The organism is Acidovorax sp. Leaf191, assembly GCF_001424425.1.
Lineage (GTDB): Bacteria > Pseudomonadota > Gammaproteobacteria > Burkholderiales > Burkholderiaceae_C > Acidovorax.
Genome location: NZ_LMPT01000019.1, coordinates 809,001 through 822,372, shown reverse-complemented (window position 1 = coordinate 822,372; position 13,372 = coordinate 809,001). Strand labels below are relative to the sequence as shown.

Here is a 13,372-nt window from a genome sequence, read left to right as displayed (position 1 = left end):
CAGCCCGATAGCCCGACCCTGGGCCCGCTGGCTGCGCTGCGGCAACCTGGGCATCGACCGATTCCGATGGCGCCGCCGGAGCGCAGCCTACGGCCGGCTGCCGGCGGTACCCGCAGCAGCCACCGACTGCGCTTTCTGCCGGCATGTCGTGAACATGTCCAGGTCCTGGTTGTAGGCACCCGTCTTCACATCCATCAGGCCCAGCACCGAGTGGAAGTAGTTGTCGTGCGTGATGCGCCGCTGCGCCAGGTCCTGCTGCAGGCAGCCTGTGGGCAGGCTGGTGCGGGACTGCATGGCAGGCGACAGCCAGGTCACCCAGGGCACGTGCTTTTGCACATCGGGCGCGATGGCGTAGGGCAGGCCGTGCAGGTAGATATTGTTCTCGCCCAGCGATTCCCCATGGTCTGCTACGTAAATCATAGCTGCTTGCGCTTGCCCGGAGCGCGTTGAAAGCCATTTCAGCACCGAGTCGAGGAACACATCCGTCTCCCGGATGCTGTTGTCGTAGGCGTTCACCACCTGCTGGCGTTCGCATTCCTGCAGCGCGGTCGATGCGCATTCGGGCAAGAACTTCTTGAGCTCGGGCGAGGAGCGCTTGGAGTACGCGGGGCCGTGGCTGCCCAACTGGTGCAGCACCACCACCGTGCCGCGTTGGCGCTGCTCTGCAGGCAGCGCAGCGATGTGCGCGTCCAGGTCCTGGAGCATGATGCGGTCCAGGCATTCGCCGCGGGTTGCGCACAGCGTGGTGTCTTTCAGGGACGAGGTATTGATGTCGTTGCTCACCCGGTCGCACACACCCTTGCAGCCCGACTGGTTGTCCACCCACAGCACGGCCAGGCCGGCATGGTGCAGCACGTCGATCAGGCTCTCGAAATTGGCGGCGCGCGCCTCGTAGCCGGTGCGCCCCAGGTGCGAGAACATGCACGGCACGGAGGCTGCGGTACTGGTGCCGCAGGACCAGGCGTTGCGCGCGCTGACCAGGTCGGTGCGCGCCGACAGCAGCGGGGTGGTGTCGCGCTCGTAGCCGTTGAGCCCGAAGTTGCCGCTGCGGCCGGTTTCGCCCAGCACCAGCACCAGCAGGGGCGGTGCTTTCTGGCCCACGTAGCTCGCGCCCAGCTGCGCATCGCGGCCCAGCGGCAGCAGCTTGCTGCCGTCGATGCGCAAGGGCCGGGTGGCGATGTTGCCCAGCGCATACACGGTGTTGAGCGGGTTGATGAGGTAGCGCAGCTTGGTGTGGTTGCGCATGGTGGAGGCAAAGTCCTGGAACACCATCAGCAGGCACACCACGATGACGGCGATGGCACCCAGCAGCAGCGCGCCGTTGTGCGCCACCTGCCGCACCGTGCTCAAGCGCCGCACCGGCGTGCGGTACAGCCACACCAGGGGCGGCGCCAGCAGCGCGAACACAGTGCCGGCCATGCGCCAGCTGAGCAGGTCGGCGGCCTCATGGGCGTCGGTCTGAAGCACGTTGACCAGCATGCTCGCGTCGATGGTGATGCCGTAGGCCAGCATGAAATACGCGCCGAAGGCCGCCATGACCACCAGCACCGCAGCGGCAGGCTTGAGCGTGAGGCGCCACGCCAGCAGGCTGAGCAGCGCTGCATTGCCCGCCGCCACGATGACGAAGAATGCCGCCGCAAACAACCAGCCGCGCAGGCTGCCATGGCCGGGCAACTGGGCCACTTCGCGCCACAGCGGCACATTGCACGCCGCGGCCAGCCAGACGCTGATGAACACCACCACCCAGGCAGGGTGCAAGGCACGGGGCGCGGCGGCAGCGCCAGGCCGGGGGGCAACGCCCAGGGCCGCGGGGGAGAGCAGCAGGCGCTGCAGGATCAAAGGCATGGGCGCACTGTGGCGCCCGAGACTTAAGGCCGCATTAACGTGGAATGAGCTGCAAGTGAGCGGCGTGGTGTTTCAGGTGGTCGTCCATGAAGGTCTGGATGAAGTAGTAGCCGTGGTCGTAGCCGGCGTGCTGGCGCAAGGTCAGCGGCTGGCCGATGGCCTGGCAGGCGGCGTCGAACAGGTGGGGGTGCAGCTGCGTGGCCAAGAATTTATCGGCCAGCCCCTGGTCGATGAGAATGCCCGAGGGGTAGGGCGCCACCGGCTGGTGCTGCATCAGCACGGTGGCATCGTGCTCGATCCAGCCCGTGCGGTCCGCGCCCAGGTACCCGGCGAAGGCCTTTTCTCCCCAGGGGCACTGCGTGGGCGCGCAGATGGGCGCAAACGCCGACAGGCTCTTGAACCGCCCCGGATGGCGCAGGGCCAGCGTCAGCGCGCCATGCCCGCCCATCGAATGGCCGAAGATACCCAGCCGTTTACCATCGACCGGCAACTGCGCCACCACCTGGGGCAGCAGTTCCTTCATCAGATAGCTTTCCATGCGCCAGTGGCGCGCCCAGGGCTCTGCGGTGGCGTCGAGGTAGAACCCCGCACCCACGCCAAAGTCCCAGCTCTCGGCCTCGCCCGGCACGTTGGCGCCACGCGGGCTGGTGTCGGGCGCTATGAGCGCCAGCCCCAGTTCGGCCGCCAGGCGCTGGGCTCCGGCCTTGACCATGAAGGTTTCTTCGGTACAGGTCAGCCCCGCCAGGTACAGCAGGGCCGGCACGGGCCCCTGCTGCGCCGCGGGCGGCAGAAAGACCGAGAACTTCATCGGCAGACCGATCTCGGTGGAGCCGTGCTGGTAGAAGCGCTGCTCGCCGCCAAAGCAGGCATGGCTGCTGAGCAGGTCCAGGGAGGTTGTCATGTTTTTGCTCTCAAAAATATAGCTGGTGGCGCTTGATAGGCAAGCGGTAGGGGCTGTTTTTATCTGAAGTCAGGCCGCTGCACAGTCAAGAACGAGAACCCCGGTCACGCTGAGCCTTGTCGATGCGTAGCGCGAGGCTTCGACAGGCTCAGCCCGAACGGGTTGCGGGCTCGTCAGGCCACACGGCGAGGCGTCGCCAAGCTCGACCCGAAAGGGCGGAGGAAGGCGTCCGCGCATCGTTGCACGCGTGCTGGCACGCGAGCTGGGGCATGTGCACTAAGACCGACGCCCGGCACCTGCTTCCGCCACCCCCTTGTTCACCCGATCGATCAGGCAGCGTACTTGACCACCGAGCGGATCGACTTGCCCTCATGCATCAAGTCGAACGCCTCGTTGATGTCCTTGAGGCCCATCGTGTGCGTCACGAACGGCTCCAGCTGGATCTTGCCGGCCATGGCGTCTTCCACCATGCCGGGCAGCTCGCTGCGGCCCTTCACGCCGCCAAACGCCGTGCCCATCCACTTGCGGCCCGTGACCAGCTGGAAGGGGCGGGTGGAAATCTCCTGCCCCGCACCCGCCACGCCGATGATCACCGACTGGCCCCAGCCGCGGTGCGCGCATTCCAGCGCCGCACGCATCACGTTCACGTTGCCGATGCACTCGAAGCTGTGGTCCACGCCCCAGGTCGTCATCTCCACGATCACCTGCTGGATCGGCTTGTCGAAGTCCTTGGGGTTGATGCAGTCCGTGGCGCCGAAGGTGCGGGCCAGGTCGAACTTGGAGGGGTTCGTGTCCACGGCGATGATGCGGCCCGCTTTGGCCAGCTTGGCGCCCTGGATCACCGCCAGGCCGATGCCGCCCAGGCCGAACACGGCCACCGTATCGCCTTCCTGTACCTTCGCAGTGTTCTTCACCGCGCCCAGGCCGGTTGTCACGCCGCAGCCCAGCAGGCACACCTGCTCGGGGTTGGCCTTGGGGTTGATCTTGGCCAGCGACACCTCGGCCACCACGGTGTATTCGCTAAAAGTCGAGCAGCCCATGTAGTGGTAGATTGGCTGGCCGTTGTAGCTGAAACGCGTGGTGCCGTCGGGCATCACGCCTTTGCCCTGCGTGGCGCGCACCGACACGCACAGGTTGGTCTTGCCGCTCTTGCAGAACAGGCACTCGCCGCATTCGGCGGTGTACAGCGGGATCACATGGTCGCCGGGCTTCACGCTGGTCACGCCTTCGCCCACCTCCACCACTATGCCCGCGCCCTCATGGCCCAGCACCACGGGGAACAGGCCTTCGGGGTCGTCGCCGCTCAGGGTGAACGCATCGGTGTGGCACACACCGGTGTCGGTGATGCGGATCAGCACCTCGCCCTTTTTCGGCGGTGCCACGTCGATCTCGACGATCTGCAGGGGTTCTCCGGCCTTGAAGGCCACGGCGGCTTTGGATTTGATGGTCATGGTGTTGGGGGATGGGTTGGTCAAGGGGGGGAGGGGGCCAGAGGTTCTGCGACCTCCGGGCACGGATCGACCGCATGACTGTAGGCCATGTGCGGCGCATGCAGAAACCCATGGCCGCAGACCTTGGGGGTATGGCCGAATTCCATCGTTCATGCCCTTGGCGGACATCACCTCCCGTATAGTCCATCGCCTTTCTCCTGCACCCGTTCGCCCATGGACCACCACCCTCCGCACCATCACCCCGCCGGCCAGCCCCACCGCATCGACCTCGTCGTCTACCCCGGCTTCAAGGCGCTGGAGGCCGTGGGCCCCATGTCCGTGTTCGACTATGCCAACGTGCACCTGCGGCAGCACGGCCGGCCCGACGGCTACGCCGTGCGCGTGGTCGCAGCCCAGGCCGGGGCCGTGCAGTCCGACACCCTGATGGCCCTCACGGCCACGCACACCCTGGCCGAGCTGGAGCAGCAGCAGGGGCATGGTGACGGCCCCGGCTGTACCGTGGTGCTGGTCGGCTCCCGCAACATCGAGCAGGTGCTCGCGGCCTCGCCCGACCTGGTGGCCTGGGCCGCCCGCGTCGCGCCGCGCGTGGACCGCATGATCGCCCTGTGCTCGGGCAGCTTCTTCCTGGCCGCGGCCGGTTTGCTCGACGGCCGCCGCGCCGCCACCCACTGGAGCGTGGCCGCCCTGCTGCGCCAGCGCTACCCTGCCATCGACGTGGACCCTGATGCCATCTACGTGCGCGACGGCCCGCTGTGGACGTCGGCCGGTGTGACGGCCGGCATCGATCTGGCGCTGGCCCTGGTGGAAGACGACTTTGGCCACGCCCTGGCGCTGGAGGTGGCGCGCGATCTGGTCATGTACCTCAAGCGCCCCGGTGGCCAGTCGCAGTTCAGCGTGCAACTGGCCAGCCAGGGCACCGCCCACCGCGACATCCAGGCCGTGCAGACCTGGGTGCTGGAGAACTTGCAGGAGCCCATGTCCCTGGCAGCGCTGGCCGACCGCGCTGCCATGAGCGAGCGTCACTTTCGGCGGGTGTTCGTGCAGGAGACAGGGCAGACGCCTTCGGCGTTTGTGGATGCCGCGCGGCTCGAAGGCGCGCGGCGGCTGCTCGAGTCGCAGTCCACGCTACCGCTCAAGACCGTGGCCGCGCGCGTGGGCATGGGGTCGGAGCAGGCGCTGCGGCAGCTGTTCGTGCGGCATTTGGGGATTGCGCCGCAGGCATATCGGGAGCGTTTCGGTGGGCAAGGGCGGCGTTGACGGGCTGTGATGCCGCCCTCGCTATCCCCGCGAAACGGCAGGCCGATGGTGTGCCAGCGTCTGGAGCCTTTGGATCGCCGCCTTCTGGATCGGTAGCACGGCTGCCACCAGGGCGGGGCACAGCCAAGGGTCCCAGAAAAGCCCGCTGACGATGGCCAGGCCGAAGACCAGGCCGACAAGCACCAGCGCGCTCATGCACTGGGAAAGCTCCGATCCCGCGCGGATCAGCACCAGGCCAGCGCCGAGTGCAACCACCAGGGACCAGCCGATGAACGGGTTGTCGACCAGCCGGTAGGGCGTGGTCTTGGGCTTCCAACCTGCCGCGATGCCCAGCTCGGGCAGCATGAGGACGAAGGCCAGCAGCACGGCGAGGACCAGCAGGACCGCCGAGCCCAGGTGATTGATGCGCTTGAGGGGATGCATGGGTGGGCTCCGTCGCTCATGGGTACCGATCGGCCGGAGCCGCGGCGCCGTCCTCTGCGCCATCCTAGCGGGTCGCCGGCTGCTTTGCGCATGGGCAGGCGCGGTACACCATGAAAAAAGCCCGCCGAAGCGGGCTTTCCAGAGCAGGTACCTCGAAGACCGGAGACTTCAAGGAACCAGGCTGCCAATCAACGCTTGCCGATGGGCGGCACATCACGGCGCACGGAGCCCGTGAACAGCTGGCGGGGGCGGCCGATCTTGTACTCGGGGTCGCCGATCATTTCGTTCAGCTGGGCGATCCAGCCCACGGTGCGGGCCAGGCTGAAGATGCCGGTGAACAGGTTCACGGGGATGCCGATGGCGCGCTGCACGATGCCGGAGTAGAAGTCCACGTTCGGGTAGAGCTTGCGCTGCACGAAGTAGTCGTCTTCCAGGGCGATCTTTTCCAGCTCCTTGGCCAGCTTGAACAGCGGGTCGTTTTCCAGGCCCAGTTCGGCCAGCACTTCATTGCAAGTCTCTTGCATGAGCTTGGCGCGCGGGTCGTAGTTCTTGTACACGCGGTGGCCAAAGCCCATGAGCTTGACGCCGGAGTTCTTGTCCTTGACCTGCTTGATGAAGTCGCCGATCTTCTCCACGCCGCCTTGGGCCTGGATGTCGTACAGCATGTTCAGGGCTGCTTCGTTGGCACCGCCGTGGGCAGGGCCCCACAGGCACGCCACACCGGCGGCGATGGCCGCGAACGGGTTGGTGCCCGACGAGCCGCACAGGCGCACGGTGGAGGTCGATGCGTTCTGCTCGTGGTCTGCGTGCAGGATGAAGATGCGGTCCAGTGCGCGTTCCAGCACGGGGTTGACCTTGTACTCTTCGCAGGGCGTGCCGAACATCATGCGCAGGAAGTTGCCTGCGTAGGACAGGTTGTTCTGCGGGTACATGTAAGGCTGGCCCACGCCGTACTTGTATGCCATGGACACCAGCGTCGGCATCTTGGCGATCAGGCGGATGGCAGCGATCTCGCGGTGCTGCGGGTTGTTGATGTCGGTGCTGTCGTGGTAGAAGGCCGACAGGGCGCCCACCAGACCGGTCAGCACGGCCATGGGGTGCGCGTCACGGCGGAAGCCACGCAGGAAGAACTGCATCTGCTCGTTGACCATGGTGTGGTTGGTCACGCGGCTGGTGAAGTCGGTCTTCTGGGCTTCGTTGGGCAAGTCACCGTACAGCAGCAGGTGGCAGGTTTCCAGGAAGTCGCAGTTCTGCGCCAACTGCTCAATGGGGTAGCCGCGGTACAGCAGCTCGCCCTTGTCGCCATCGATGTACGTGATGGCCGACTGGGTGGCTGCGGTCGACAGGAAGCCCGGGTCATAGGTGAACATGCCCGTTTGCGCATACAGCTTGCGGATGTCGATGACGTCCGGGCCAATGCTGCCCTGGTAGACCGGCAGGTCCACGCTGGGGCTGCCGTTACTGAACGACAGGGTGGCTTTGTTGTCAGCTAGCTTCATTGTTACTTTCCTTGGGTAGGTTGCCGGTAATCCGGGGGTTCAGGCCTTGTCTCAGGTCTCTATGGTTCAGGGCCGTGGCCGTACTGCGCCACCACTGAGCCGCAGCATGCCGAGTACTTCACGCACTTCTTCTGTATCCAGTTCACCTTCGGGCTCGCGCCGGGCGAGCACCAGGTCCAGGAGGTCGTTGTCCGCCAGGTCCATGAGCGTGTTCATGCCGTAGGCCTGGCGCCAGGTCAGGCCCGCCCCGTGCTTGGCGAAGAAGTTCTCGATGTAGAGATCGTTCTCCAGCAGGCCGCGCCGGCAGCGCCAGTGCAGCTTGGCGCGTTCGCGGTCGTCCAGCACATCGGAGGGCGACGGCAGGACGGGATTCGGGGTATCGGACATGAAATGGATGCTCTGGACAAGGTCAGACGGCGCGGCGCACCATCAGTTCCTTGATCTTGCCGATGGCCTTCGTGGGGTTCAGGCCCTTGGGGCATACGTCCACGCAGTTCATGATGGTGTGGCAGCGGAACAGGCGGTACGGGTCTTCCAGGTTATCCAGGCGCGCACCCGTGGCTTCGTCGCGGCTGTCGGCGATGAAGCGGTAGGCCTGCAGCAGGCCGGCGGGGCCCACGAACTTGTCGGGATTCCACCAGAAGCTGGGGCAGCTGGTGGAGCAGCTGGCGCACAGGATGCACTCGTACAGGCCGTTGAGCTCTTCGCGCTCTTCGGGGCTCTGCAGGCGTTCCTTCTCGGGGGCCAGGTCCTCGGTGATGAGGTACGGCTTGATCGAGTTGTACTGCTTGAAGAACTGCGTCATGTCCACGATCAGGTCGCGGATCACCGGCAGGCCGGGCAGGGGCTTCAGAACGATGGTGCCCTTGAGGGTGTTCATGTTCGTCAGGCAGGCCAGGCCGTTCTTGCCGTTGATGTTCATCGCGTCGGAGCCGCACACGCCTTCGCGGCACGAGCGGCGGAACGACAGCGAGGGGTCTTGCTCCTTGAGCTTGACCAGGGCGTCGAGCAGCATGCGTTCGTGGCCGTCGAGTTCGATCTCGATGGTCTGCATGTAGGGCTTGGCGTCCTTGTCCGGGTCGTAGCGGTAGATTTGAAAGGTGCGCTTCATGTTGTTCTTTCGTGAGGCTGCTGGATCTTCAGAACGTACGGACCTTGGGAGGCACGCTGTCCACCGTCAGGGGCTTGAGGTTGACGGGCTTGTAGGTCAGGCTGTTGTCGGCGCTGTGCCACAGGGTGTGCTTCATCCACTCCTTGTCGTTGCGGCCCAGCGGGAACTCGGCGTGGTCGGCAGGGTGTTCGTAGTCGTACACGGTGTGTGCGCCACGGCATTCCTTGCGGGCTGCGGCCGAGGTCATCGTGGCCTGGGCCACTTCGATCAGGTTGTCGACTTCCAGCGCTTCCATGCGGGCCGTGTTCCAGACCTTGGACTTGTCCTTCAGGGTCACGCCGCTCACGCGTTCACGGATGGCGTTGATCTTGACCGTGCCTTCGTCCATGCTGGCCTGCGTGCGGAACACACCGGCGTGCAGCTGCATGCCGGCGCGGATGTCGTTGGCCACGTCCTGCGCGTAGATGCCTTCGTTCGAGTCCTGCAGCTGGTTCAGGCGGGCCAGGGTGCGCTCCGCGCCGTCGGCGGGCACGGGCTGGTGTTCGCCGGAGCCCTTGACGAAGTTGACGATGTGCTTGCCGGCCGACTTGCCGAAGACCAGCAGGTCCAGCAGCGAGTTGGTGCCCAGGCGGTTGGCGCCGTGCACCGACACGCAGGAGCATTCGCCCACCGCGTACAGGCCGTTGACGATGTGGTTCTGCTGGCCGTCGTGCACGACCACCTGGCCGTTGATGTTGGTGGGGATGCCACCCATCTGGTAGTGGATGGTGGGCACCACGGGGATCGGTTCCTTGGTGATGTCCACGTTGGCGAAGTTGTGGCCGATCTCTTCCACCGATGGCAGGCGCTTCCTGATGGTGTCCGCGCCCAGGTGGTCGAGCTTCATCAGGATGTAGTCCTTGTTCGGACCGCAGCCACGGCCTTCCTTGATTTCCTGGTCCATCGAGCGCGACACGAAGTCGCGGGGTGCCAGGTCCTTCAGGGTGGGCGCGTAGCGCTCCATGAAGCGTTCGCCATTGCTGTTGAGCAGGATGGCGCCTTCGCCACGGCAGCCTTCGGTCAGCAGCACGCCCGCGCCGGCCACGCCGGTGGGGTGGAACTGCCAGAACTCCATGTCCTGCAGCGGGATGCCGGCGCGTGCCGCCATGCCCAGGCCGTCGCCGGTGTTGATGAAGGCGTTGGTCGATGCCGCGAAGATGCGGCCCGCGCCGCCGGTGGCCAGCAGCACGGCCTTGGCGTGCAGTTCGTACAGGTCGCCGGTTTCCAGCTCCAGCGCGGTCACGCCGACCACGTCGCCCTGGGTGTTGCGGATCAGGTCCAGCGCCATCCACTCCACGAAGAAGTTGGTCTTGGACTTCACGTTCTGCTGGTACAGCGTGTGCAGCATGGCGTGGCCGGTGCGGTCAGCGGCGGCGCAAGCGCGCTGCACGGGCTTTTCACCGTAGTTGGCGGTGTGGCCGCCGAAGGGGCGCTGGTAGATGGTGCCGTCGGGGTTGCGGTCGAACGGCATGCCGAAGTGTTCGAGCTCGATCACCACGTTGGGTGCTTCGCGGCACATGAACTCGATGGCGTCCTGGTCGCCCAGCCAGTCCGAACCCTTGATGGTGTCGTAGAAGTGGTAGTGCCAGTTGTCCTCGCTCATGTTGCCCAGCGATGCGGACACGCCGCCCTGCGCCGCCACGGTGTGCGAGCGGGTGGGGAACACCTTGGACAGGCAGGCCACGTTCAGGCCTGCGCGGGACAGTTCCAGCGATGCGCGCATGCCGGAGCCGCCGGCGCCGACGATGACGACGTCGAACTTGCGCTTGGTGATGTTAGCTTTGGTGTAGCTCATTGTTGTTTGCCTTCAGTCGCGGGGGATCGGTATCAGAGACGCCACAGAACCTGGATGCCCCAGCCGGCGCAGCCGACGAGCCAGACGATGGTGAAAACCTGCAGTGCCAGGCGGATGCCCACGGGCTTGACGTAGTCCATCAGGATTTCGCGCATGCCGATCCACGCGTGCCATGCCAGCGAGATGATCACGGTGAAGGTCAGCACCTTCATCCACTGGGCCGAGAAGATGCCCGCCCATTTGTCATAGCCCAGAGGGCCTTTGGAGAAGATCACCTGGGCCAGCAGGGCCAGCGTGAACAGGGCCATCAGGATGGCGGTGACGCGCTGGCTGAGCCAGTCGCGCAGGCCGTAGTGAGCGCCGACGACGACGCGTTTGGAACCGTAATTGACAGACATCGCTGCTTTCCTCTGGTGCGGCGGTGTTGGCTGCGGAATGGCAGCAGTCACCGCTTTTTTTATCGGGGGTGGTGGATCGATCAGTACAGGCCGAAGAGCTTGGCGCCCAGCGCGAGGGTCAGCGTGATGCTGACCACGAAGACTGCGATGGACGAGGTCTTGCCGAATTCCTTGTTCACGGCGCTGTGGCTCACGTCCATCCACAGGTGGCGCAGGCCGGCGCTGAAATGGTGCAGGTACGACCAGATCAGGGCCAGGGCCACAAGCTTGATGAACCAGCCAGGCACGAAGCCGATGCCGATGCTGAACGCCGCGGTGAACCGGGCGAACGAGAATTCGGACGACACCGAGGTGTCGAACATCCAGATGATGAAAGGCAGCAGCAGGAACATGATCAGCCCGCTGCCGCGGTGCAGGATCGACACCCACGCTGCAGGCGTCATGCGGTAGGTGGTCAGGTCCTTGAACGCGTTGATGTTGCGAAATTCAGGCCGTTTTTTGGCGAGCTCGGTCATGTTGAGTGCTTTCGTGGATGTAACTTCTTTGTAATTCGGAGATGCAAAGAACGCAAAATTCTATTGCAACGCAACAACCGGGGTTTCAAGCGGGTCGCAATATTCGAGGTTAATACTCGGGTGCCAGCTTGAAGTCAGCTCAATTCGTTACGGTAGTGGTGGGTGTCGGTCAGGTACAGGCCACGCCGTAACTCCATCGGAACATCGTTGTAGGTGTAGGCAATGCGCTCCACGCTCAGCAGCGGCGTGGTGGACGCAATGCCCAGCAGGCCGGCCTGCTCCGCGTCTGGCAGCACGGCCCGGATTTTTTCTTCGGCCCGCACCATGCGCACGCCGAAATCGAGTTCGAACATCGCGTACGTCGGGCCCTGGTAGCTGGCCAGCTGGTCTGCCGTCAGCCCTTTGAAAGCCTGGCCGGGCAGCCAGATGTCTTCCAGGATGGTGGGCACGCCTGCAAAGGCGAGGATGCGCCGGGCCTGCATGACGGCATCGCCGCTGCGCAAGGCCAGCGCCCGCGCCACTTCGGCATTGGCCCGCACGCGGCGGCAGTCGATCACGCGGCGCTGGGCGGGGCCCTCGACGCGGGCGTCGCCGGTGTCGGGCAGCAATTTCAGAAAGCGGTACTGCACATGCTGCTCGGCATGTGTGGCCACGAACGTGCCCTTGCCCTGGCGGCGCATGACCAGATTCTCGGCCGCCAGTTCGTCGATCGCCTTGCGCACCGTGCCCTGGCTGACCCGAAAGCGCGCGGCCAGCTCCATCTCGCTCGGAATGGCTTCGCCAGGCTTCCATTCGCCCTGTTGCAGGCTCTGCAGGATCAGTCCCTTGATCTGCTGGTACAGCGGGCTGAACGCCGGCGTGGCACCGCCCGCGGTGCCCGGTGGCGCAGCAGGGTTGTCGGCGGCGAAAGGAAGCGAGGACATGGCAGGCGGGCGCGGTGGAGCCCTGCGTTGCGGCAGGGATTTGCGGACGACGAAGAGGCCCCAATCATATCTTATATAAGACATAAGACAAATTGACCGGGGTGTCCAATCAGCGGTACACTCCAAGGCTGTTTTGCGGGGCACGGGCTGCTGGTAACAGACGCTGGTGCTTGTTTGCATCACCTTCTGTTTTTTCACTTCCTGGAGTTTTCACCATGAGCAAGAAGCCTGTTCGCGTGGCCGTTACCGGCGCCGCTGGCCAAATCGGTTACGCCCTGCTGTTTCGCATCGCCTCCGGCGAAATGCTGGGCAAGGACCAGCCCGTCATTCTTCAACTGCTCGAAATCCCCGACGAGAAGGCCCAGAACGCCCTGAAGGGCGTGATCATGGAGCTGGAAGACTGCGCATTCCCGCTGCTGGCCGGCATCGAAGCCCACAGCGACCCGCTGCAGGCCTTCAAGGACACCGACTACGCTCTGCTGGTGGGTGCCCGTCCTCGCGGCCCCGGCATGGAGCGCGCCGACCTGCTGGCCGCCAACGCCCAGATCTTCACCGCCCAGGGCAAGGCCCTGAACGCAGTGGCTTCGCGCAACGTCAAGGTGCTGGTGGTGGGCAACCCCGCCAACACCAACGCCTACATCGCCATGAAGTCGGCCCCCGACCTGCCAGCGAAGAACTTCACCGCCATGCTGCGCCTGGACCACAACCGCGCTGCCTCGCAACTGGCGGCCAAGACCGGCACCAAGGTGGGCGATATCCGCAAGCTGACCGTGTGGGGCAACCACTCGCCCACCATGTACGCCGACTACCGCTTTGCCACCACCAACGGCAAGTCGATCAAGGACCTGGTCAACGACCAGGTCTGGAACGCCGACACCTTCCTGCCCACCGTGGGCAAGCGCGGCGCGGCCATCATCGCCGCCCGCGGCCTGTCGTCGGCCGCTTCGGCTGCCAACGCTGCCATCGACCACATCCGCGACTGGGCCCTGGGCTCCAATGGCGAGTGGGTCACGATGGGTGTGCCATCGAACGGCGAATACGGCATTCCTGCCGGCATCGTGTTCGGCTTCCCTGTGACCACCGAAAACGGTGAGTACAAGATCGTCGAAGGCCTGGAGATCGATGCGTTCTCGCAAGAAGCCATCAACAAGACCCTGGCCGAGCTCCAAGGCGAGCAAGACGGCGTCAAGCACCTGCTGTAAAACCAGCGCACAC

General features: G+C 65.1%; 13 protein-coding genes. 2 read left to right on the top strand and 11 right to left on the bottom strand.

Annotated features, from left to right (window positions below):
* Positions 1-87 precede the first annotated feature (87 nt).
* The 3 genes from ASG27_RS17735 to ASG27_RS17725 form a co-directional block, all read right to left on the bottom strand.
* Positions 88-1,845, bottom strand: coding sequence for a phosphoethanolamine transferase (locus tag ASG27_RS17735; protein WP_056419041.1), 1,758 nt, complete (start codon positions 1,843-1,845; stop codon positions 88-90).
* Between the two features lie 34 nt (positions 1,846-1,879).
* Positions 1,880-2,746, bottom strand: a complete 867-nt coding sequence (gene fghA / locus ASG27_RS17730) for an S-formylglutathione hydrolase (RefSeq protein ID WP_056419038.1) — start codon at positions 2,744-2,746, stop codon at positions 1,880-1,882.
* 329 nt (positions 2,747-3,075) lie between these two features.
* The gene (locus ASG27_RS17725; RefSeq protein ID WP_056419230.1) at positions 3,076-4,191 is read right to left on the bottom strand and encodes an S-(hydroxymethyl)glutathione dehydrogenase/class III alcohol dehydrogenase; all 1,116 of its coding nucleotides are present in this window, start codon (positions 4,189-4,191) and stop codon (positions 3,076-3,078) included.
* A gap of 219 nt (positions 4,192-4,410) precedes the next feature.
* Here ASG27_RS17725 and ASG27_RS17720 point away from each other — a divergent pair, with 219 nt between their 5' ends.
* On the top strand, positions 4,411-5,454 hold the full coding sequence (locus tag ASG27_RS17720; protein ID WP_056419033.1) for a GlxA family transcriptional regulator: 1,044 nt from the start codon (positions 4,411-4,413) through the stop codon (positions 5,452-5,454).
* Positions 5,455-5,475: 21 nt separating this feature from the next.
* Here ASG27_RS17720 and ASG27_RS17715 read toward each other — a convergent pair whose 3' ends face one another.
* From ASG27_RS17715 to ASG27_RS17680, 8 genes are all read right to left on the bottom strand, one after another.
* Positions 5,476-5,877 (bottom strand): hypothetical protein, encoded by a 402-nt coding sequence (locus ASG27_RS17715; RefSeq protein WP_056419030.1) that lies wholly within the window; start codon positions 5,875-5,877, stop codon positions 5,476-5,478.
* A gap of 188 nt (positions 5,878-6,065) precedes the next feature.
* Complete coding sequence (locus ASG27_RS17710; protein WP_056419029.1) at positions 6,066-7,376, bottom strand: citrate synthase; 1,311 nt, start codon at positions 7,374-7,376, stop codon at positions 6,066-6,068.
* Between the two features lie 66 nt (positions 7,377-7,442).
* On the bottom strand, positions 7,443-7,763 hold the full coding sequence (locus ASG27_RS17705) for an FAD assembly factor SdhE (protein WP_056419026.1): 321 nt from the start codon (positions 7,761-7,763) through the stop codon (positions 7,443-7,445).
* Between the two features lie 22 nt (positions 7,764-7,785).
* The gene (locus tag ASG27_RS17700; RefSeq protein ID WP_056170220.1) at positions 7,786-8,487 is read right to left on the bottom strand and encodes a succinate dehydrogenase iron-sulfur subunit; all 702 of its coding nucleotides are present in this window, start codon (positions 8,485-8,487) and stop codon (positions 7,786-7,788) included.
* 28 nt (positions 8,488-8,515) lie between these two features.
* Positions 8,516-10,321: a succinate dehydrogenase flavoprotein subunit gene (sdhA, locus tag ASG27_RS17695; RefSeq protein ID WP_056419025.1), complete on the bottom strand. Its 1,806-nt coding sequence runs from the start codon at positions 10,319-10,321 to the stop codon at positions 8,516-8,518.
* 32 nt (positions 10,322-10,353) lie between these two features.
* Positions 10,354-10,719 (bottom strand): succinate dehydrogenase, hydrophobic membrane anchor protein, encoded by a 366-nt coding sequence (gene sdhD, locus ASG27_RS17690; RefSeq protein WP_056170214.1) that lies wholly within the window; start codon positions 10,717-10,719, stop codon positions 10,354-10,356.
* A gap of 80 nt (positions 10,720-10,799) precedes the next feature.
* Positions 10,800-11,234 carry a succinate dehydrogenase, cytochrome b556 subunit gene (gene sdhC / locus ASG27_RS17685; RefSeq protein WP_056170211.1) on the bottom strand — a complete coding sequence of 145 codons (435 nt, stop codon included), beginning with the start codon at positions 11,232-11,234 and terminating at the stop codon, positions 10,800-10,802.
* A gap of 134 nt (positions 11,235-11,368) precedes the next feature.
* The gene (locus ASG27_RS17680) at positions 11,369-12,157 is read right to left on the bottom strand and encodes a GntR family transcriptional regulator (protein WP_056419024.1); all 789 of its coding nucleotides are present in this window, start codon (positions 12,155-12,157) and stop codon (positions 11,369-11,371) included.
* Positions 12,158-12,372: 215 nt separating this feature from the next.
* On the opposite strand from ASG27_RS17680, the gene ASG27_RS17675 reads away from it, so the two are divergent.
* Positions 12,373-13,359 carry a malate dehydrogenase gene (locus ASG27_RS17675; RefSeq protein WP_056419023.1) on the top strand — a complete coding sequence of 329 codons (987 nt, stop codon included), beginning with the start codon at positions 12,373-12,375 and terminating at the stop codon, positions 13,357-13,359.
* Positions 13,360-13,372: the final 13 nt, after the last annotated feature.

What these genes read in the sequence shown, in the direction of transcription:
- sdhC (WP_056170211.1), bottom strand. Translation starts at nt 11,234, where the DNA reads ATGACCGAGCTCGCCAAAAAACGGCCTGAATTTCGCAACATCAACGCG.
- ASG27_RS17680 (WP_056419024.1), bottom strand. Translation starts at nt 12,157, where the DNA reads ATGTCCTCGCTTCCTTTCGCCGCCGACAACCCTGCTGCGCCACCGGGC.
- ASG27_RS17675 (WP_056419023.1), top strand. Translation starts at nt 12,373, where the DNA reads ATGAGCAAGAAGCCTGTTCGCGTGGCCGTTACCGGCGCCGCTGGCCAA.
- ASG27_RS17720 (WP_056419033.1), top strand. Translation starts at nt 4,411, where the DNA reads ATGGACCACCACCCTCCGCACCATCACCCCGCCGGCCAGCCCCACCGC.
- fghA (WP_056419038.1), bottom strand. Translation starts at nt 2,746, where the DNA reads ATGACAACCTCCCTGGACCTGCTCAGCAGCCATGCCTGCTTTGGCGGC.
- ASG27_RS17700 (WP_056170220.1), bottom strand. Translation starts at nt 8,487, where the DNA reads ATGAAGCGCACCTTTCAAATCTACCGCTACGACCCGGACAAGGACGCC.
- sdhA (WP_056419025.1), bottom strand. Translation starts at nt 10,321, where the DNA reads ATGAGCTACACCAAAGCTAACATCACCAAGCGCAAGTTCGACGTCGTC.
- ASG27_RS17715 (WP_056419030.1), bottom strand. Translation starts at nt 5,877, where the DNA reads ATGCATCCCCTCAAGCGCATCAATCACCTGGGCTCGGCGGTCCTGCTG.
- ASG27_RS17710 (WP_056419029.1), bottom strand. Translation starts at nt 7,376, where the DNA reads ATGAAGCTAGCTGACAACAAAGCCACCCTGTCGTTCAGTAACGGCAGC.
- ASG27_RS17705 (WP_056419026.1), bottom strand. Translation starts at nt 7,763, where the DNA reads ATGTCCGATACCCCGAATCCCGTCCTGCCGTCGCCCTCCGATGTGCTG.
- sdhD (WP_056170214.1), bottom strand. Translation starts at nt 10,719, where the DNA reads ATGTCTGTCAATTACGGTTCCAAACGCGTCGTCGTCGGCGCTCACTAC.
- ASG27_RS17735 (WP_056419041.1), bottom strand. Translation starts at nt 1,845, where the DNA reads ATGCCTTTGATCCTGCAGCGCCTGCTGCTCTCCCCCGCGGCCCTGGGC.